Source organism: Polynucleobacter sp. UB-Siik-W21 (assembly GCF_018687415.1).
In the GTDB taxonomy this organism is placed as follows: domain Bacteria; phylum Pseudomonadota; class Gammaproteobacteria; order Burkholderiales; family Burkholderiaceae; genus Polynucleobacter.
Window position 1 is genome coordinate 889,676 of the sequence record NZ_CP061289.1, and the last position, 18,961, is coordinate 908,636.

General features: G+C 45.6%; 19 protein-coding genes and 1 tRNA gene. 16 read left to right on the forward strand and 4 right to left on the reverse strand.

Features of this window, described 5'->3' with window-relative positions:
• The first annotated feature begins 105 nt into the window (after window positions 1–105).
• Window positions 106–1,653 (forward strand): 2-isopropylmalate synthase, encoded by a 1,548-nt coding sequence (locus C2756_RS04620; RefSeq protein ID WP_215320396.1) that lies wholly within the window; start codon window positions 106–108, stop codon window positions 1,651–1,653.
• 21 nt (window positions 1,654–1,674) lie between these two features.
• Here the strand turns inward: C2756_RS04620 and C2756_RS04625 are convergent, their stop codons facing one another.
• From C2756_RS04625 to C2756_RS04640, 4 genes are all read right to left on the reverse strand, one after another.
• On the reverse strand, window positions 1,675–2,265 hold the full coding sequence (locus tag C2756_RS04625; RefSeq protein WP_215320398.1) for a YSC84-related protein: 591 nt from the start codon (window positions 2,263–2,265) through the stop codon (window positions 1,675–1,677).
• 29 nt (window positions 2,266–2,294) lie between these two features.
• Window positions 2,295–3,635 (reverse strand): efflux transporter outer membrane subunit, encoded by a 1,341-nt coding sequence (locus tag C2756_RS04630; protein WP_215320400.1) that lies wholly within the window; start codon window positions 3,633–3,635, stop codon window positions 2,295–2,297.
• 71 nt (window positions 3,636–3,706) lie between these two features.
• The gene (locus C2756_RS04635) at window positions 3,707–4,663 is read right to left on the reverse strand and encodes an HlyD family secretion protein (RefSeq protein ID WP_215320402.1); all 957 of its coding nucleotides are present in this window, start codon (window positions 4,661–4,663) and stop codon (window positions 3,707–3,709) included.
• A 2-nt stretch (window positions 4,664–4,665) separates the two neighbouring features.
• Window positions 4,666–5,055 (reverse strand): DUF3302 domain-containing protein, encoded by a 390-nt coding sequence (locus tag C2756_RS04640; protein ID WP_215320404.1) that lies wholly within the window; start codon window positions 5,053–5,055, stop codon window positions 4,666–4,668.
• 284 nt (window positions 5,056–5,339) lie between these two features.
• Between C2756_RS04640 and rpsO the strand changes: the two genes are divergently transcribed.
• The 15 genes from rpsO to nuoI all read left to right on the forward strand — a co-directional run bounded on the left by rpsO (window position 5,340) and on the right by nuoI (window position 18,940).
• A complete protein-coding gene (gene rpsO / locus C2756_RS04645; protein ID WP_068948469.1) occupies window positions 5,340–5,609 on the forward strand; it encodes a 30S ribosomal protein S15 in 270 nt (89 codons plus the stop codon).
• Window positions 5,610–5,876: 267 nt separating this feature from the next.
• Entirely contained in the window at window positions 5,877–8,033 is a 2,157-nt protein-coding gene (pnp, locus tag C2756_RS04650; RefSeq protein ID WP_215320405.1) for a polyribonucleotide nucleotidyltransferase, read from the forward strand.
• 23 nt (window positions 8,034–8,056) lie between these two features.
• The gene (locus C2756_RS04655) at window positions 8,057–9,055 is read left to right on the forward strand and encodes an NAD(P)H-quinone oxidoreductase (RefSeq protein WP_215320407.1); all 999 of its coding nucleotides are present in this window, start codon (window positions 8,057–8,059) and stop codon (window positions 9,053–9,055) included.
• A 13-nt stretch (window positions 9,056–9,068) separates the two neighbouring features.
• Window positions 9,069–9,827, forward strand: coding sequence for a triose-phosphate isomerase (tpiA, locus tag C2756_RS04660; RefSeq protein ID WP_215320409.1), 759 nt, complete (start codon window positions 9,069–9,071; stop codon window positions 9,825–9,827).
• 22 nt (window positions 9,828–9,849) lie between these two features.
• Entirely contained in the window at window positions 9,850–10,194 is a 345-nt protein-coding gene (secG, locus tag C2756_RS04665; RefSeq protein WP_215320411.1) for a preprotein translocase subunit SecG, read from the forward strand.
• Between the two features lie 86 nt (window positions 10,195–10,280).
• Window positions 10,281–10,365 (forward strand) — tRNA-Leu (locus C2756_RS04670).
• A 109-nt stretch (window positions 10,366–10,474) separates the two neighbouring features.
• The gene (locus C2756_RS04675; RefSeq protein WP_068948474.1) at window positions 10,475–10,834 is read left to right on the forward strand and encodes an NADH-quinone oxidoreductase subunit A; all 360 of its coding nucleotides are present in this window, start codon (window positions 10,475–10,477) and stop codon (window positions 10,832–10,834) included.
• 5 nt (window positions 10,835–10,839) lie between these two features.
• A complete protein-coding gene (locus C2756_RS04680) occupies window positions 10,840–11,322 on the forward strand; it encodes an NADH-quinone oxidoreductase subunit B family protein (protein WP_215296970.1) in 483 nt (160 codons plus the stop codon).
• A gap of 3 nt (window positions 11,323–11,325) precedes the next feature.
• Window positions 11,326–11,925, forward strand: a complete 600-nt coding sequence (locus tag C2756_RS04685; protein ID WP_215320413.1) for an NADH-quinone oxidoreductase subunit C — start codon at window positions 11,326–11,328, stop codon at window positions 11,923–11,925.
• Between the two features lie 3 nt (window positions 11,926–11,928).
• Window positions 11,929–13,182 carry an NADH-quinone oxidoreductase subunit D gene (locus tag C2756_RS04690; RefSeq protein WP_215320415.1) on the forward strand — a complete coding sequence of 418 codons (1,254 nt, stop codon included), beginning with the start codon at window positions 11,929–11,931 and terminating at the stop codon, window positions 13,180–13,182.
• Window positions 13,183–13,205: 23 nt separating this feature from the next.
• Window positions 13,206–13,712 carry an NADH-quinone oxidoreductase subunit NuoE gene (gene nuoE, locus C2756_RS04695; protein WP_215320417.1) on the forward strand — a complete coding sequence of 169 codons (507 nt, stop codon included), beginning with the start codon at window positions 13,206–13,208 and terminating at the stop codon, window positions 13,710–13,712.
• Window positions 13,709–15,007: an NADH-quinone oxidoreductase subunit NuoF gene (gene nuoF, locus C2756_RS04700; protein ID WP_215320419.1), complete on the forward strand. Its 1,299-nt coding sequence runs from the start codon at window positions 13,709–13,711 to the stop codon at window positions 15,005–15,007. Before nuoE ends, nuoF begins: the two co-directional genes overlap by 4 nt.
• A 31-nt stretch (window positions 15,008–15,038) precedes the next feature.
• On the forward strand, window positions 15,039–17,354 hold the full coding sequence (nuoG, locus tag C2756_RS04705; protein WP_215320421.1) for an NADH-quinone oxidoreductase subunit NuoG: 2,316 nt from the start codon (window positions 15,039–15,041) through the stop codon (window positions 17,352–17,354).
• A 9-nt stretch (window positions 17,355–17,363) separates the two neighbouring features.
• The gene (nuoH, locus tag C2756_RS04710; protein WP_215296982.1) at window positions 17,364–18,437 is read left to right on the forward strand and encodes an NADH-quinone oxidoreductase subunit NuoH; all 1,074 of its coding nucleotides are present in this window, start codon (window positions 17,364–17,366) and stop codon (window positions 18,435–18,437) included.
• A gap of 11 nt (window positions 18,438–18,448) precedes the next feature.
• Window positions 18,449–18,940 (forward strand): NADH-quinone oxidoreductase subunit NuoI, encoded by a 492-nt coding sequence (gene nuoI / locus C2756_RS04715; RefSeq protein ID WP_215296983.1) that lies wholly within the window; start codon window positions 18,449–18,451, stop codon window positions 18,938–18,940.
• The last annotated feature ends 21 nt before the right edge of the window (window positions 18,941–18,961 follow it).

Genomic DNA, 18,961 nt, shown 5'->3' on the forward strand with positions numbered 1-18,961 from the left:
CATTAACCACCAATACCAGCCCCAGCAAATTGCTGGGGTTTTTGTTTTTGAGACTGCAATACAGAATTTTTTAAAAATTAGTTAAATCCAAACCGGAGAGTAGTGATGAGCGACAAAGTAATCATTTTTGACACCACCTTACGTGATGGCGAACAATCCCCTGGCGCATCGATGACTAAAGACGAGAAGGTTCGTATTGCTCGTCAGCTTGAGCGTCTCAAGGTTGATGTGATTGAAGCAGGATTCGCCGCGAGCTCTGAGGGCGACTTCCAAGCCATCTCTGCTGTTGCCGCTGCCATTAAGGATTCGATTGTATGTTCCTTGGCGAGAGCAAACGATAAGGACATCACACGCGCCTCAGATGCTTTAAAGGCTGCGAATGCGAAACGTATTCATGCTTTCTTGGCTACTAGCCCATTGCACATGGCTGTGAAGTTGCGCATGTCTCCAGAAGAAGTATTGGAGCAAGCAAAACGCTCCATTCGCTTTGCGAGAAACTTGGCTGCTGATATTGAATTCTCAGCAGAAGATGGCTATCGCTCAGAGATGGACTTCTTATGCAGAGTAGTCGAAGCGGTGATTAATGAGGGTGCCTCTACGATCAATATTCCAGATACTGTCGGTTATGCAACCCCTGAGTTATATGGTGAGTTCATTAAGACCTTGCGTACCCGCGTGCCCAACTCTGATAAAGCTGTTTGGTCAGTGCATTGTCATAATGACTTAGGTATGGCTGTTGCGAATTCTTTGGCTGGCGTGAAGATCGGTGGAGCGCGTCAAATTGAGTGCACTATCAACGGCTTGGGTGAGCGAGCTGGCAATACTGCTTTAGAAGAAATCGTGATGTCTTTACGTACCCGTAAAGATTACTTTGATATGGTTTGCGGTATCGATGCGACGCAAATTGTGCCAGCCTCTAAATTGGTTTCTCAAATTACTGGCTTTGTAGTTCAGCCCAATAAAGCCGTTGTTGGAGCAAATGCCTTTGCCCATGCCTCTGGTATTCATCAGGATGGTATTTTGAAAAATCGCGAGACCTATGAAATCATGCGCGCAGAAGATGTGGGCTGGTCAACCAATAAAATTGTGTTGGGTAAATTATCTGGCCGCAATGCATTTAAACAACGCTTGTATGAATTAGGCATCACTGTCGAAGCAGAGGCTGATGTGAACGAAGCTTTTGCACGATTCAAAGCCTTGGCGGATCAAAAAGCAGAAATATTTGATGAGGACATCATTGCAATCATGTCAGATTCAGCAGCTGCTGAAGAGGGCGAGCATTACCACTTCCTCTCCTTGAGTCAACATTCTGAAACTGGAGAGCGCCCTAAATCCCGTGTGACCTTCCGCATGGGTGATAAGGAGGTGAGTGCTGAGGCCGAAGGTAATGGTCCAGTAGATGCCAGCTTAAATGCTATTGAAGAGATGGCCAAGAGTGGCGCTGAACAATTACTCTACTCAGTCAATGCTATTACTTCGGGCACTCAATCTCAGGGTGAAGTCACAGTGCGTTTGGCAAAAGGTGGTCGAATTGTGAATGGTGTGGGCACTGATCCCGACATCATCGCTGCTTCTGCTAAAGCCTATTTATCTGCATTAAATAAACTTCATGATCCTAGCCAAGTGAAGCTCAATGCGCAGATGACACCCTGAACTCGACATCATCTTTTAAGCTTATTTATTCAAGTCGGTATTTTTATAGTACTTAGTGCCTTTGCCCGTGATTTCTGCAGCAATACCTGAGTCTGTTAGTTGGTACATCAAGACGCCAGGAGCAACGACGGTGGCGTCTTGATAGGCTCCACCATCCTTGTCGTATTTGGCCGCGGCAGTAACTTGACCTCCAAAAGTCCAGCCTGAATTCACAAAGTCATTGAGTGCTGCTTCAGTCTGGAAGATAAAAATATTTTGAAATGACTTAATACCAAGACCAATTCCTGCTTGAACTTCAGCCATATCCATGTAAATCGTTTTCTTGGATGCCTTATTAATAACAACACCAGTTCCTGTTCCGCCGCCAGCAATCAATATCTTCATACCAAAGTTACTAAACGTAGCATAACCACTCGATTGCTCGATGAGATTTTTTGCTTTTGGCTGCGCCCGGTAAAGATCACTCAAGATCTCTTCATTCTTCTTTAGAATCTCTTGCTTTTGCTGAGCTACTGTTTTGCTGGGCCCAAAAATAGAAGAAAATTGAGCATAAGAATGTATCGGTAATAAAAGTATGACACCGCATACAAGAAAGGAAAGTAATTTATTCATAGTGATGTATTGGTTAATAAAGATGAGCATTAATCAGCCGAGCCACCTAGGGCTAGGTAGAGATTAATTCGTTGGGCTAGGGCATCTACTTGGCCTTGGCGCCAGCTAATATCTGTAGTATTGGTTTTAATGCGTTGTTGCTGAATTTGGCGTTGATCAACTCTGCCAATCTGAAATTCAGATTCAGTGTTTTTCATGACTTGTTTTTGTTGCATCAATTGAGTTTGTAATTGCGAACTACGCTCACGCCAGGTTGCCTCGCCATTGAGCGCATTCTCTACATCATTAAAGGCTGCAAGAACGACTTTGCCGTAATTGGCTAAAGCTGCTTGCGCTTCAGCATTTTGATAAGCAATTTGGGCTTCAATTGCGCCACCTTGGAACAGAGGGAGCGCTACATTGGCGCCAACGCCAAAACTGGAGCTGGCACCATTCACCAGAGTAAAGATTTGGCTATTGATGTACCCATAACCCGCAGTCAAACTAATTTTAGGAAGCCGTGCGAGTCGTTTTTCATCGGCCAGATAGAAGGCGCTATTAACACGTGCTTCAGCGGCAATCAGATCCGGTCTGCGCTCTAATAAATCTGCTGGTAGTCCTGGCTCAACCGGTTTTGGAAGCGCTGGTAATGCAGTCGATTTCAAGGGCTCAGCCTTTGGATAGCGTCCCACCAGAGTCTCTACAGCGCGCAGTGCTTGGTCGCGGGCTAAGGCGCTATTGAGTGCCAGCTCCTGTGCTTGAGCCGCATTAATTTTGGTACTTGCCACATCATTAAAAGAAGATGCACCAATTTTTTCTCGAAATTGTGTCAAGTCGGATATTTTTTGAGATGCGTCAGCATTCTCTTTGGCTAACTGTGCTTGTTCTTGTAGGCTGCGCGCAAGCCACACTGATTTAGCTAAGGTCGCAATCAAAGACAGGCGGGCAGCATCTTGATCGGCATTTATAGCCTTAGAATTTTGTTCTGCGCCTGCAACGGATGTGCGTACGCGACCCCATAGATCCAGTTCCCAGTTGGCGCCGATGTAAAAACCAGTTAGACCAGTTCCACTAGAGCCTACTTTGCTACCGCTATTGCCGATGGCATTAATACCGGGGTACTGTGATCCGCCAGCAGCACTCATGAGGGCCTCAGACTGAGTTCTGCGTGCTGCGATGATACGAATGCTGGGATTGTTCTGTAATGCCTCGGCCACTAAGGCATTTAATTCAGGATCATTAAATTGTTTGAGCCATGCGTCATCTACTGTTACAGCATCTTGCTTGCTAGCTTGATTAGCCTGAAATTGCCTGGGAACGCTAGCATTAGGAATGGATTGATCAACCAGTTCCTGGTTGCTCTTAAGTGGGCTAATGGTGCAAGCACTCAATGCTATTACCCCTAGCAAATAGAGTGAAACTTTATGAAACGAGTGCATATAAAATTTACACATCTCTATTTTTAATGTAGTTTTGGAATGATGTAATTGAGCTTAGTGCTAATCCGTAACATCACCTTACGAATGATGTGTAAGAACGCAAGATGATCGGTGTAGACCGCACCATCTCCAACGGCCCCAGCAGGAAGCAATAACTTTGCATGTCGATCATCCATTAGTAACTTCACGGCAAATCGATTGACCGGAATTTCTCTCAAGCCTGTAGTAGGTAGATTGCCGCTCACACCAATTTGACCTTGACCTTCAGCTAGGATGATGGACTCAACCTTTGCCTTGAGGATCTTGCCCGGAAAACTAGGAATGTAAAACTCAGCCTCATTACCAACTTCAATTTGATGTAACTCATTTTGATTAAACAAGGCATAGATTTGCGGTGTGTCTTCCATGAAAGTCATGACTGAAGCTATCGGAAAGGCTGCGACAAAAGCTCCAGGGCGCAACTGCACGTTGACGACAGTACCATCACTTGGTGCTCGAACAACGGTTTGCTCTAGATCATATTCAGAATGAATGGTTTGTTCGCTAAGTTCTGCTAAATCCGCTTGGGCTTTTTCTAAATCAAAGCGGTTACCCGAACCGCTCTTCACAAGCGCTTCATTTTCTTTTACGCGCAACTTCGCTAGTTTCAGTTTGGCTTTGAGCGCATTCACTGAAGCTTGATATTGAGTGGGGTCGATCTTGAACAGGACATCTCCTTTTTTGACGCGTTGATTAACTGTTACAGGCACTTCAGTGACACGACCTTTTACTTGACTCACAATGCCAACAGAATTTCTGACAACGACTACATTGCTAGAGGAGGGTGAAAAGATATTCAGTAGCAAGATCAACGTAATCATCCCCACAACGGGAATCGTAAAAACGATTACTTTTGCTACCGTATTCCAGGGGAGTAATTTGTATTTAAAAAAGATTAACCAAACAATGCCGGCATAGATGCCAAGAATCAGTGCTTCCATGTTTATTTCACCTCAGTATTCTGGTCTTCCTGATGCTCTTTATCTATGGGCATGTATTTATCTGTCCCATAGGCAAGCTTGTACATCGTGGGGCGGGTGTACGCCCAAAGGTAAGCAAATGGCCAGAGGAGACCTCCAAAAAAGAAGGACAGCAGACACAGGGCATGAATCGCATCTCGCTGGGGGTGCTCTCTGCGCTTAGCAATGGTATCGGGCAGGATATGGACATACCAAAAGCCAGCAATAAAGCCGACGGGCAGAATGATGAGCACTACCCAAGAGACGATATTGGCAAATCCATCAATCATTTCTGGTGGCAAAAAGGAGGCGTATGAGAGTGATGGCAGCAATAAAAAGGCTAAAAGAGGACTGATGATGAGGGTCTTTTTCATGATTTTTGGCATAAATGGCTAGATAAGGGGTTCAAAATGCTGCTTTAGGGTCTAAATTGCTGATTTCTAAGTAATTTATCACGCATTTTTAAAAATGCTTATTAACCCTGTAAGCAATAAATTTGCTTCCAAACGGTCCAGGGTCGCAATCCTTCCTCAAAAAAGAGGCTATCTGTTACAATTCGAGGGCTTTGATTTGTAAAGCTTTTTTGTTTTATTTTGTTAATAACGCACGACACAAATTGGGTGAAAGCTCAAGTGTTCGCAAGTAAGGAGTATTAAAAATGGCAGTTGCTGATATTAAAACGGCGGAAATCGTCAAAGAAAACGCGCGTAGCGCAAACGATACGGGTAGCCCTGAAGTGCAAGTTTCATTGCTTACAGCCCGCATCAATGAATTAACCCCCCATTTCAAGGCTAACGCTAAAGATCATCACAGCCGTCGCGGTTTGTTGAAGATGGTTTCACGTCGCCGTCGCCTCCTAGATTACCTCAAAGGCAAAGATTTGGATCGCTATCGCGCATTGATCGACAAATTAGGTCTCCGTAAGTAACTCTTATCAGTATTGCAATGCCATCTCACTTAGGGTTGTTTCTTTCCAGAATCAGTCTTAAGAAGGTGGCATGTTTTTTGAGCGCTTTTAGATTATTTGTGTAGGGGATCGTGTCATTCCAATGAGTTTCTGAATGTGATCAGAGTCTCCCTGGAATGGCATCCCTTGTGATCCGAAATCGCTCCAGTGTTGTCGTGACACTGCTTTATCCCACGACAAGCGTAATGCTCATGTGAGTGTTGCGTGAACAATTTGGAGAAGATCAGAATGACAATGTTTAAAAAAGCAGTAAAAAGTTTTCAATGGGGCAATCATCAAGTAACGATGGAAACTGGTGAGATTGCTCGCCAATCTGGTGGTGCCGTAATCGTCAACGTCGATGACACTGTAGTTATGGGTACGGTAGTTGCTTCAAAGTCTGCAAAGCCAGGCCAATCCTTTTTCCCATTGACAGTGGATTATCTAGAAAAAACTTACGCAGCAGGTAAGATCCCTGGGGGCTTCTTTCGTCGCGAAGGTCGTCCATCTGAAGGTGAGACATTGATTTCCCGCTTGATCGATCGTCCACTGCGTCCACTATTTCCTGAGGGTTTTTTGAATGAAGTTCAGGTTGTAGTGCATGTGTTGTCTATCAACCCAGACATTCCTGCTGATATTCCTGCTTTGATTGCTGCTTCTGCAGCCTTAGCCGTTTCAGGCATTCCATTTGCTGGCCCAGTTGGCGCAGCACGTGTTGGTTACGCTAACGGTCAATACCTTTTGAACCCAACTCGTACAGAGCAAGCTACCAGCGAACTTGATTTGATTGTTGCTGGTACTCAAGCAGCTGTATTGATGGTGGAATCTGAAGCAAACCAATTATCTGAAGATGTGATGTTAGGTGCAGTGGTTTATGGCCATGACCAAATGCAAACCGCGATTAACGCTATCAATGATTTGGTACGTGAAGCTGGCAAGCCAGAATGGGATTGGACTGCCGCCCCTAAAGATGAGCCATTTATTGCTAAGGTCACTGCCTTGGCTGAAGCCCCATTGCGCGAGGCCTATCAGATTCGTCAAAAGGGTGCTCGTTCAGACAAGCTCAAAGAGATTTCTAAAGAAGTTTTGACGAAGTTATCTGAAGAAGGTGATGTTGATGCCGTTGCTGTTAGCGACATCATGTTTGAAATCGAAGCCAAGATTGTCCGTAGCCAGATTTTGAACGGCGAGCCACGTATTGATGGTCGCGATACACGTACTGTGCGTCCGATTGAAATTCGTAACGGCGTATTGCCGCGTACCCACGGTTCTGCATTGTTTACGCGTGGTGAAACACAGGCTTTGGTTATCGCCACCTTAGGTACTGCACGTGATGAGCAAATCATTGATGCGCTCGAAGGTGAATACCGCGATCGTTTCATGTTCCACTACAACATGCCTCCGTTTGCTACTGGCGAAACTGGTCGTGTAGGTAGCCCAAAGCGTCGTGAAATTGGTCACGGTCGTTTGGCTAAGCGTGCATTGATACCAGTATTACCTAGCCCAGAGGATTTTGCATACAGCATCCGTGTTGTTTCAGAAATCACAGAGTCCAATGGTTCTTCATCTATGGCTTCCGTCTGCGGTGGCTGTTTGGCAATGATGGACGCTGGTGTTCCAGTAAAAGCTCATGTTGCTGGTGTAGCAATGGGCTTGATTTTGGATGGCAATCGTTTTGCCGTGTTGACCGATATCTTGGGTGACGAAGATCACTTAGGCGATATGGACTTCAAGGTAGCAGGTACTGCAAACGGTATTACTGCGCTCCAGATGGATATTAAGGTTCAGGGTATTACGAAAGAAATTATGCAAGTTGCTTTGGCACAAGCGAAAGAGGGTCGTTTGCACATCTTGAGCAAAATGCAAGAAGCCATGGGTTCAGTTCGCACAGAATTGTCTGCTCATGCTCCACGCATGGTGTCATTCAAGATTCATCCAGACAAGATTCGTGAAGTGATTGGAAAGGGTGGCGCAACGATTCAGGCTTTGACTAAAGAAACTGGTTGCAGCATCGATATCAAAGATGACGGAACAGTCACGATTGCTTCCACTAGTGCTGAAGGCATGGCTGAAGCGAAAGCCCGTATCGAAGGTATCACTGCTGAAGCTGAAGTTGGCAAGATCTATGAAGGTCCAGTAGTGAAGTTGCTTGAGTTCGGTGCTTTGGTCAACATTCTTCCTGGTAAAGACGGACTCTTACATATCTCTGAAATCTCCAATGAGCGTGTAAAAGAAGTTAAAGATTACTTAGCAGAAGGCCAAGTGGTTCGCGTGAAGTTATTAGCCGCTGATGAGCGCGGTCGTTTGCGCCTATCTCTCAAGGCTGCAATGGCTGATGAAGGTGGTTCGATTGCTCCTTTGGCTGGTGCTGCAACTGAAGCCGCTCCAACTGACGAAACTGCTTAAGTTAATTTCAGACGGAGTTTTCAATGCGCGTAATTGAGATCAAAGAATTTGGTGCGCCAGAAATGCTGGTGCCTAGTACTCGTCCAGACCCAGCGGTTCCGACTGCTGGAACTGGCGAGGTTTTGATTAAGGTCCTCGCAGCAGGAATTAATCGCCCTGACGTTTTACAGCGTAAGGGTCATTACCCAGTTCCTGCTGGTGCATCCGATATTCCTGGTCTTGAAGTTGCTGGTGAAATTATTGGTGGTGATTTAGTTCACGCAGATAATGCTTTCGGCCTCAAGGTAGGTGATAAGGTTTGCGCCTTAGTTCAAGGCGGTGGTTATGCAGACCTTTGTATTGCACCGATTGCCCAGTGTTTACCTTATCCAGCCGGATTTACAGATCAAGAAGCGGCAGCATTGCCTGAAACTTTTTACACCGTCTGGAGTAATGTCTTCATGCGCGGTGAATTGTCAGTAGGTGAAACTCTCTTAGTCCAAGGCGGTTCAAGCGGTATAGGCGTTACCGCTATTTTGCTTGCTAAAGCTATGGGACATAAAGTGTTTGTTACTGCTGGTACCGATGAAAAGTGTGCCGCATGCATAAAGTTGGGCGCCGACCTCGCTATTAACTACAAGACACAAGACTTTGTAGAAGAAGTGAAGAAGGCTACTGACGGTAAAGGTGTTAATGTCATCCTCGATATGGTGACTGGCGCTTATGTGCAGCGTGAAATCGATTGCTTGGCTGATGATGGTCGTATTGTGATCATTGCAATTCAGGGTGGATCGAAAGCGGAAGTGAGTACCAATCAAATTCTGCGACGTCGTTTGACGATTACTGGTTCAACCTTGCGTCCACGCCCAGTATCATTCAAAAAACACATTACCAAACAGTTGCATGATCATGTTTGGCCTTTACTTAATGCAGGTAAGTTAAAGCCGGCAATCTATAAAACCTTTACGCTGGATCAAGCGGCAGATGCGCATCGATTGATGGAGTCCTCTGAGCATGTTGGCAAAATAGTTCTCACGGTTTAATTCAATAAAACTTATGCGTCCACTCATCGTCATCGGTAACTGGAAAATGAATGGTAGTCTTGCAAGTAATCAAGATTGGGTTAAAACCGTTGCCCGGGGCATGGAAAGCGGCATGCCTGCTGGTCGCAAGTTTGCTGTATGCCCACCGTCTCCTTATTTAGCTCAGTGCGCTCACTTAATTAGAGAACATTCTTTGGCGTTTTTAAGCTTAGGCGCTCAAGATGTCTCGGCACAAACTTCTGGTGCTTACACAGGAGAGACAAGCGCCGCTATGCTCAAAGAGCTTGGCTGTCAGTATGTCATTGTTGGCCACTCTGAGCGTCGTCAAATGCATCATGAGGTGGATGAGATTGTTGCAGCAAAGGCACTTCAAGTATTAGATAGCGGTATGACTCCCGTGATCTGTGTTGGTGAGACTGCTGATGAGCGCAATTCTGGCAGAGCTGAAGAGATTGTTTGTGGTCAGATAGCCAAGCAAGTCTCAGTGCTTCAGGATCGCTTGGCTGATTGTCTCATCGCTTATGAACCAGTGTGGGCGATTGGTACTGGCAAGGTTGCCAGTGCGCAGCTTGCTCAAGATAGGCATCGTCATATTCGTTTGCAATTGGCTGAGTTTGATGAGGATGTCGCATCACATGTAGGAATTTTGTATGGTGGCAGCATCAAGCCTGACAATGCTGTTGAATTGTTTGCCATGCCCGATATTGATGGTGGATTGGTGGGGGGTGCTGCGCTAGACCCTCAAGATTTTCTAGCCATCTGTCAGGCATAGATTTTTTATTTGGAGAGAAGCTGTGGAATGGTTTAAGACTTTATTAATTGTGTTGCAGGTAATTTCAGCTTTGGCTGTGATTTTGCTAGTGCTATTACAGCAAGGCAAGGGCGCTGATATGGGCGCTGCTTTTGGCTCTGGTTCCTCAGGGAGCTTATTTGGCGCTAGCGGTTCGGCCAATTTTTTATCCCATACAACAGCCGTCTTTGCTGCAGTCTTTTTTATCAGTACTTTGGGGATTACTTGGCTTGGTAACAAGAAGGAAGTCAGTCCTGGGGTTCTCTCTGGAACCGTCGCTCCTGCAGTAACGCCAGCTGCTCCGACCGCTCCTGCTCAAGATCCAAGCAAACCAGCAGTTCCTAAGTAAAAAAGTAGGTTTTTACTGATTTTTCTGCCCGATATTTAGGGTGGTTTAGTTGTGCAATGCAGTAGAATTGACAGGTTTTGCAAGATGCCGACGTGGTGAAATTGGTAGACACGCTATCTTGAGGGGGTAGTGGCTTAGGCTGTGCGAGTTCGAGTCTCGCCGTCGGCACCAAGAATTGATGTTTAGCTAGAGTTTTGCTCTAAATCAATAGGTTTAGATGTGGATTATTTGATAATTTGTTTTTTTTGAAGAATCGCCAGAAGAACGACTCAGGACCATTTTGAATCTCGCTAATTACTTTCCTGTTCTGCTTTTTATCCTTGTAGGTATTGGGGTGGGATTAGTCCCCATGTTCCTCGGAAAAATTTTGGCTCCCTCGAAGCCTGATGCCGAAAAACTCTCTCCATATGAGTGCGGTTTTGAAGCCTTCGAAGATGCCCGTATGAAGTTTGACGTGCGTTATTACCTGATTGCTATTCTCTTTATTTTGTTTGATCTTGAAACCGCATTCCTCTTTCCTTGGGGTGTTGCGTTACGTGATCTCGGCTGGTTTGGCTACGCCTCCATGGTGATTTTCCTGTTGGAATTCATAGTGGGATTTGTGTATATCTGGAAAAAGGGCGCTCTCGACTGGGAGTGATCGATATGGCATTAGAAGGCGTTCTCAAAGAAGGATTTGTTACCACTACTGCAGACCAGTTAATTAACTGGACTCGCAACGGCTCTTTATGGCCCATGACCTTTGGTTTGGCCTGTTGCGCAGTGGAAATGATGCACGCTGGCGCATCCCGCTATGACTTAGATCGCTTTGGTGTCGTTTTCCGCCCCTCTCCACGTCAATCTGACTTGATGATTGTGGCAGGTACGCTCTGTAATAAGATGGCACCAGCTTTGCGCAAGGTGTATGACCAAATGCCAGAGCCACGTTGGGTAATCTCTATGGGATCCTGCGCAAATGGCGGTGGTTATTACCATAACTCCTATTCTGTAGTGCGCGGTTGCGACCGCATTGTGCCAGTCGATATTTATGTTCCCGGTTGTCCTCCAACAGCAGAAGCCTTGATTTACGGTGTTATTCAGTTGCAATCTAAGATTGCTCGCACCAGCACGATCGCGCGGAAAGCCTAAGCCATGTCGGATCGTTTAGTTCAGCTAGCCGCTAATCTCGAAAAGATTCTTGGTAAACGCATTCAATCCGTTGAGCTTGCCTTGGGTGAAGTGACTGTTGTTCTTAATGCGGAGACCTATTTTGAATCTGCGATGTTGCTGCGAGATGATGCATCATTAGCGTTCGAGCAATTGATCGATTTATGTGGCGTTGACTACCAAGACTTCCGTGACGGCGCCTGGAGTGGGCAGCGTTTTGGTGTAGTAAGCCATTTACTGTCTATCAAACATAACTGGCGCCTAAGAGTACGGGCTTTCGCTCCTGATGATAGTTATCCACTGCTAGCCTCTATCACCCCAGTTTGGAATTCAGCGAATTGGTTTGAGCGCGAAGCATTCGATCTCTACGGCATTATCTTTGAAGGTCATGAAGACTTGCGTCGCATCTTGACTGACTATGGTTTTATTGGTCATCCATTTAGAAAAGACTTCCCAATCAGTGGCAATGTAGAAATGCGCTATGACCCAGAGTTAAAGCGTGTTGTTTATCAACCAGTCACGATTGAAGCGCGTGAAATTACTCCCCGGATCGTTCGCGAAGAACAGTACGGAGGCCCGGTTTAAGCCATGGCGCAAATTAAGAATTACACCCTCAATTTTGGTCCTCAACATCCTGCGGCGCATGGCGTATTACGTTTAGTGCTTGAGTTAGATGGTGAAGTGATTCAGCGTGCTGATCCGCATATCGGTCTATTGCATCGTGCAACTGAGAAATTAGCAGAGACTCGTACTTGGATTCAGAATGTTCCTTATATGGATCGTTTGGACTATGTGTCCATGATGGCCAATGAGCATGCCTATGTATTAGCTATTGAGAAGTTATTGCAAGTAGACGTTCCATTACGTGCGCAATACATTCGTGTCATGTATGACGAGTTAACCCGTCTGCTAAATCACTTACTTTGGATCGGCTGTCATGGTTTAGACGTTGGTGCAATGGCGGTATTCTTGTATGCCTTCCGTGATCGCGAAGATATTTTCGATATGTACGAAGCGGTATCTGGTGCTCGTATGCATGCTGCTTACTATCGTCCGGGTGGCGTATATCGCGATTTGCCAGATCAAATGGCTCAATACGATAAGTCTAAGATTCGGAGCACATCTGCTGTAAAACGCTTGAATGAAAACCGTAGCGGCACCTTGCTTGACTTTATTGAGCAATTTGCTAGCGGCTTTGATGCCAATGTAGATGAGTATTGCAATCTATTAACTGACAACCGCATTTGGAAACAACGTTTAGTGAATATTGGTGTTGTCACTCCTGAACGTGCATTGCAGCTGGGCTTTACTGGCCCAATGTTGCGTGGTTCGGGTATTGAGTGGGACTTGCGTAAAAAGCAGCCATATGAAGTGTATGACCGCCTTTATTTTGATATCCCAGTGGGCGTTAATGGCGATTCATACGATCGTTATTTAGTGCGTATGGAAGAGATGCGTCAATCTAACCGCATCATTAAACAATGCGTGGCTTGGTTAAAAGCAAATCCAGGTCCTGTGATGAGCGATAACCATAAGGTTTCTCCTCCGAAACGCGTGGATATGAAAACCAATATGGAAGAATTGATTCACCATTTCAAACTCTTTACTGAAGGTATTCATGTGCCTTATGGGGAAGCTTACTCTGCGGTTGAGCATCCAAAAGGTGAGTTTGGAATTTACTTGATTTCTGATGGTGCTAATAAGCCATATCGTATGAAGATTCGTGCTCCAGGATTTGTACATCTTTCAGCGATGGATGAGATGTCACGTGGTCACATGTTGGCGGATGCTGTAACCATTATTGGTACGCAGGATATTGTGTTTGGGGAGATTGACCGCTAATCAAGCGTGCCAAGGATGAATTAATGACAACAACCCTTCAACTATCCGATAAAACGCTGGCAGATATTGCCCGTAACGTTGCTAAATATCCGCCAGAGCAAAAGCAGTCTGCCGTGATGGCTTCCTTGATCGCCGCACAAACTGAAGTCGGCTGGGTCTCCCCAGAGGTTATTGCTACCGTTGCTCAAATCCTAGAAATGCCGACGATTGCTGTAGAAGAAGTGGCCACTTTTTACAATATGTACAACACTAAGCCTATTGGTAAATATAAGTTGGTGATTTGTACGAATTTGCCTTGTCAATTAACCCATGGTGAAACTTCAGCCAATTACTTAAAAGAAACTTTGGGTATTGGCTTTAACGAAACGACAACTTGTGGCACCTTCACATTAAAAGAGGGTGAGTGCATGGGTGCCTGCGGCGATTCACCGGTCATGCTCGTCAATGACAAGCGCATGTGCAGTTTGATGAGTAAAGAGAAGATTGATGCTCTTTTAAGTGAACTCCGTGCAGAAGGGAAAGCAGCATGACTGGCTTGCACGATCGTCACATTAAGCCCTTGATCCTTGCAGGATTGAATGGTGATAACTGGCGCTTAAAGGATTACGAGAGTCGTGGTGGCTACCAGCAGTTACGTCGTTTAATTAATGATAAGGTTGCGCCTGATGCAATCATTGCTGAATTAAAAGCGTCCTCATTGCGTGGTCGTGGTGGTGCAGGCTTTCCAACCGGCTTGAAGTGGAGTTTTATGCCACGTCAATTCCCAGGACAAAAATATTTAGTTTGTAATAGTGACGAAGGTGAGCCGGGGACTTTTAAAGACCGTGACATCATGCGTTACAACCCACATGCCTTGATTGAGGGCATGATTATTGGTGCATACACCATGGGGATTTCAACAGGTTATAACTATATCCACGGCGAAATTTGGGAAGTGTATTCACGTTTCGAAGAGGCTTTAGAAGAGGCGCGTGCTGCTGGTTACTTGGGCGACAAAATTCTTGGAAGTGATTTCTCATTTCAATTGCATGCCACGCCAGGTTGGGGTGCTTATATTTGTGGTGAAGAAACCGCTTTGCTTGAATCCTTAGAGGGTAAAAAAGGCCAGCCGCGCTTTAAGCCACCATTCCCAGCTAGCTTTGGTTTGTATGGCAAGCCAACTACTATTAATAACACTGAAACATTTGCTGCTGTGCCATTCATTTTGGCTATCGGCGGCCAAGCTTATTTGGATCTTGGTAAACCTAATAACGGTGGAACGAAGATTTTTTCTGTATCGGGTGACGTAGTGCATCCTGGTAACTATGAAATTCCATTGGGCACACCATTTGCAGAGCTCTTAAAGCTTGCTGGCGGTATGCGTGAAGGTAAGGCTTTGAAATCTGTCATTCCTGGTGGATCATCTGCACCGGTAATACCTGGCATGCAGATGATGGATCTGACGATGGATTACGACAGCATTGCGAAAGCAGGATCTATGCTGGGTTCTGGTGCTGTCATTGTGATGAATGAAACCCGTTGTATGGTTCGTGCTTTAGAGCGTCTTTCTTATTTTTATCACGAGGAATCTTGTGGTCAGTGCACACCATGTCGTGAAGGTACCGGATGGCTATGGCGAATTGTGCACCGGATTGAACACGGCCAAGGTCGCCCCGAAGATTTAGATTTATTAAATGATGTTGCTGCCAACATCCAAGGCCGTACGATTTGCGCTTTGGGTGATGCAGCTGCAATGCCAGTGCGTGGCATGTTGAAGCATTACATGGATGAATTTACGTATCACGTAGAACATAAGCGCTGCTTAGATTCTGTAAAACCTTTATAAGTTATTGAGCACGGGACATCTTAAAGTGAGCATGGTAGAAATTGAATTAGATGGTAAGACAGTAGAAGTTCCGCAAGGTTCGATGGTGATGCACGCCGCGAATAAGCTGGGTAGCTACGTTCCGCATTTCTGCTATCACAAGAAGTTATCCATTGCTGCTAACTGCCGTATGTGCTTGGTGGAAGTTGAGAAAGCACCAAAACCATTACCTGCTTGCGCTACACCAGTAACCCAAGGTATGAAGGTGTTTACTCATTCTGCAAAGGCAGTAGAAGCACAGCGCTCAGTGATGGAGTTCTTGCTGATTAACCACCCACTCGATTGCCCCATTTGCGATCAAGGTGGTGAGTGCCAATTACAAGACTTGGCAGTGGGCTACGGTAAATCGAACTCACGTTATGACGAAGAGAAGCGGGTTGTATTTCATAAAAATGTTGGCCCCTTGATCTCGATGCAAGAGATGAGTCGTTGTATTCACTGCACCCGTTGCGTGCGCTTTGGGCAAGAAGTTGCTGGCGTCATGGAATTGGGCATGATTAACCGTGGTGAGCATTCTGAGATCTCGACATTCCTTGGGCAAACAGTAGATTCAGAGTTATCTGGAAACATGATTGATTTGTGCCCAGTAGGCGCACTCACTAGCAAACCATTCCGTTATGAAGCCCGAACTTGGGAACTGGGTCGTAAGCGTTCAGTGAGTCCACACGATAGTCTGGGTGCTAATACAACAGTGCAAACCAAAGCTAACAAAGTCATGCGAGTGGTTGCTTTGGAGAATGAGGCGATTAATGAATGCTGGATTAGCGACCGTGACCGCTTTTCCTATGAAGGCTTAAATAGCCAAGATCGTATCTCTACACCCATGGTCAAGCAGGGTGGTCAGTGGTTAGAAACTGATTGGCAATCTGCTTTGGATTACGTTGCCCATTCTTTGAAGACGATTTCTGCTGAAAGTGGTGCTCAGTCTATTGGCGCATTAGCCCATCCAATCTCCAGCGCAGAAGAATTGCATCTCTTGCAAAAGATTGTGCGCGGCCTCGGCTCCGATCAAATTGAAACCCGTTTACGTCAGACTGATATTCATGGTGCAGCATCTGCTCCTTGGTTGGGTATGCCGGTTGCTCACTTAAGCGAACTTGATCGCGCTTTGGTCATTGGCAGCTTCTTAAGAAAAGATCAACCAGTACTTACTGCGCGTTTGCGCACAGCATCTAAGCGTGGACTGCAGTTATCTCGGATTGACGCCGGTGGTGATGATTGGCTCATTTCAGCTACTGGCATTGCTGCTGCGCCAAGCGCATGGCTAAATATATTAAGTGAAGTAGCTTTCGCAGTTGCTAAAGCCAAGTCAGTCTCCGCTCCAGATGGCACTCCAAATGTTCCAGTTTCAGCTCAAGCACAAAAGATTGCTGACAGCTTACTCTCTGGCACTAAGGTAGCGGTATTGATTGGGTCAGCTGCTATTGTTCATCCTCAAGCTTCTGATTTGCATGTCTTGTCACAATTTATTGCTCAGCAAACTGGCGCAACCCTTGGTTTCTTGCCGGTTGGCGGAAATGCGGTTGGCGCATCTTTAGTTAACGCCAATGGTGCAGGTGTTGAGTCAGTATTGTCAGGCGATCGTCGTGCCGTGGTCTTGATGAATCTCGAGCCGGACTTTGATTTGCCTAATCCCGAACAGGCTAGAGTAGCTTTGGATAAAGCCAATACCGTGATTGCCATGACTGCCTATAAATCAGCAGATTTATTAGAAGTAGCCGATGTCATTCTGCCAATTACTCCATATACAGAGACCGTTTCTACATTTGTTAATGCAGAAGGTAGAGCTCAGACAGTTCAACCATCTGTTAAACCTTTAGGTGACTCCCGTCCAGCATGGAAGGTCTTGCGTGTACTTGGCGGTCTCTTGAGTTTAGATGGCTTCCTCTTTAATTTGCCAGAGGAAGTTTTAGGAGAGGCATTAGGTGATCACTATTGCACCCGTTTGAGCAATCAATCTACTATCAATACAGTAGTTAATGGCAGCTTAGCACCATCCAATGGTCTTGAGCGTGTAACAGATATCAATATCTATGCTGGCGATCAAATTGTGCGTCGTTCATCTGCACTGCAATTAACCCGTGATGCAAAACGTGCCAATCAAGTTGGTTTAGGGCAAGCACTCTTCTCAGAATTCAGCCTGAAAGAGGGGGATGTTGTTCGCGTCACTCAGGGTAGTCAATCCATTGATTTGCCAGCGACACTAGAATTGAATTTAGCCCCTGCTGCCGTCAGAATTTCTGCAGGCACCGTGGCGAGCACACGATTGGGATCCATGTTCGGCCCTTTAACAGTTAGTAAGGTGTAGAGGGTCGAGATGAATGATTTCTTGAACCTCATTACCACCCAAGGGGAAGCTATTTTTGGTTCCTTGTGGCCACTCATTTGGGCCTTAGTCCGAATTGTGATTATCGTTTTACCCATGTTTGCCTGCGTCGCTTACTTGACCCTTTGGGAACGCAAGTTGATTGGTTGGATGCATATTCGTATTGGACCTAATCGGGTTGGCCCTTTAGGTTTGTTACAGCCAATTGCTGATGCATTAAAACTCTTGATGAAGGAGATTATTGCTCCTGCACAAGCTAGTAAGGTGCTGTATTTCATTGCGCCAATTATGGTGATCATGCCGGCGTTTGCTGCCTGGGCAGTGATTCCATTTCAAGCCAAGATGGTCTTAGCCGACGTCAATGCTGGCTTGCTTTACATTATGGCAATCTCATCGATTGGTGTTTATGGGGTGATTCTGGCTGGTTGGTCTTCAAACTCCAAGTATCCATTCCTTGGTGCCATGCGCGCATCTGCGCAAATGATTTCATATGAAATCGCCATGGGCTTTGCCTTAGTGACAGTATTGCTAACTTCAGGCTCTTTGAACTTGAGCACTATCGTAGCTTCGCAAGAGCAGGGCTATTTTGCGAGCCTAGGCTTGAATTTTCTCTCTTGGAACTGGTTGCCATTGTTGCCCATGTTCTTGATCTACTTTATCTCTGGCGTAGCTGAAACGAATCGTCATCCGTTTGACGTGGTTGAAGGGGAGTCTGAGATCGTTGCTGGACATATGGTTGAGTATTCCGGTATGTCGTTTGCCATGTTCTTCTTGGCTGAATATGCAAATATGATTTTGATTGCAGCAGTAGCATCCATCATGTTCTTAGGTGGTTGGTTGCCAATCGTTGATTTGCCTATCTTGCGTGATATCCCAGGATTCTTCTGGTTGTTCGGCAAAACTTTCTTCTTGCTGTCTTGCGTTATTTGGTTGCGTGCGACATTACCTCGCTATCGTTATGACCAGATTATGCGTTTGGGCTGGAAGATCTTTATTCCCATCTCAGTATTTTGGGTGGTTGTTATCGGCGCGTGGGTTGTATCCCCATGGAATATTTGGAAATAAGTTGATCAATCATGTTTAAGAAAATTTCCCAATTCCTTGACAGCTTGATGCTCAAAGACATCTTGACTGGCATGTCAATTACTGGTCGTTATCTCTTTAAGCCCAAAATTACTATTCAATACCCTGAAGAAAAGACGCCTTTATCACCGCGTTTCCGTGGCTTACACGCATTGCGTCGTTATGAAAATGGAGAAGAGCGTTGTATCGGTTGCAAACTCTGTGAAGCAGTATGCCCGGCATACGCCATCACTATTGAGACAGCAGAGCGTGATGACGGTACTCGTCGTACTTCTCGTTATGACATCGATTTAACGAAATGTATTTTCTGCGGCTTCTGTGAAGAGGCTTGCCCAGTAGATGCCATTGTCGAAACCAATATCTTTGAATATTTTGGTGACAAACGGGGTGATCTGTATTTCACGAAAGAAATGCTCTTGGCTGTGGGCGATAAGTATGAAAAAGACATTGCCGCTAACCGCGCTATTGACGCACCCTATCGCTAATCGAATCGAGCACCTATCACT

Bases quoted from the DNA above. Each gene is read 5' to 3' on its own strand.
- C2756_RS04635 (WP_215320402.1), bottom strand. From the start codon at position 4,663: ATGGAAGCACTGATTCTTGGCATCTATGCCGGCATTGTTTGGTTAATC.
- C2756_RS04655 (WP_215320407.1), top strand. From the start codon at position 8,057: ATGCGCGTAATTGAGATCAAAGAATTTGGTGCGCCAGAAATGCTGGTG.
- nuoG (WP_215320421.1), top strand. From the start codon at position 15,039: ATGGTAGAAATTGAATTAGATGGTAAGACAGTAGAAGTTCCGCAAGGT.
- nuoF (WP_215320419.1), top strand. From the start codon at position 13,709: ATGACTGGCTTGCACGATCGTCACATTAAGCCCTTGATCCTTGCAGGA.
- nuoH (WP_215296982.1), top strand. From the start codon at position 17,364: ATGAATGATTTCTTGAACCTCATTACCACCCAAGGGGAAGCTATTTTT.
- C2756_RS04625 (WP_215320398.1), bottom strand. From the start codon at position 2,265: ATGAATAAATTACTTTCCTTTCTTGTATGCGGTGTCATACTTTTATTA.
- nuoI (WP_215296983.1), top strand. From the start codon at position 18,449: ATGTTTAAGAAAATTTCCCAATTCCTTGACAGCTTGATGCTCAAAGAC.
- C2756_RS04690 (WP_215320415.1), top strand. From the start codon at position 11,929: ATGGCGCAAATTAAGAATTACACCCTCAATTTTGGTCCTCAACATCCT.
- pnp (WP_215320405.1), top strand. From the start codon at position 5,877: ATGACAATGTTTAAAAAAGCAGTAAAAAGTTTTCAATGGGGCAATCAT.
- C2756_RS04685 (WP_215320413.1), top strand. From the start codon at position 11,326: ATGTCGGATCGTTTAGTTCAGCTAGCCGCTAATCTCGAAAAGATTCTT.
- nuoE (WP_215320417.1), top strand. From the start codon at position 13,206: ATGACAACAACCCTTCAACTATCCGATAAAACGCTGGCAGATATTGCC.
- C2756_RS04680 (WP_215296970.1), top strand. From the start codon at position 10,840: ATGGCATTAGAAGGCGTTCTCAAAGAAGGATTTGTTACCACTACTGCA.
- tpiA (WP_215320409.1), top strand. From the start codon at position 9,069: ATGCGTCCACTCATCGTCATCGGTAACTGGAAAATGAATGGTAGTCTT.
- C2756_RS04620 (WP_215320396.1), top strand. From the start codon at position 106: ATGAGCGACAAAGTAATCATTTTTGACACCACCTTACGTGATGGCGAA.
- rpsO (WP_068948469.1), top strand. From the start codon at position 5,340: ATGGCAGTTGCTGATATTAAAACGGCGGAAATCGTCAAAGAAAACGCG.
- C2756_RS04640 (WP_215320404.1), bottom strand. From the start codon at position 5,055: ATGAAAAAGACCCTCATCATCAGTCCTCTTTTAGCCTTTTTATTGCTG.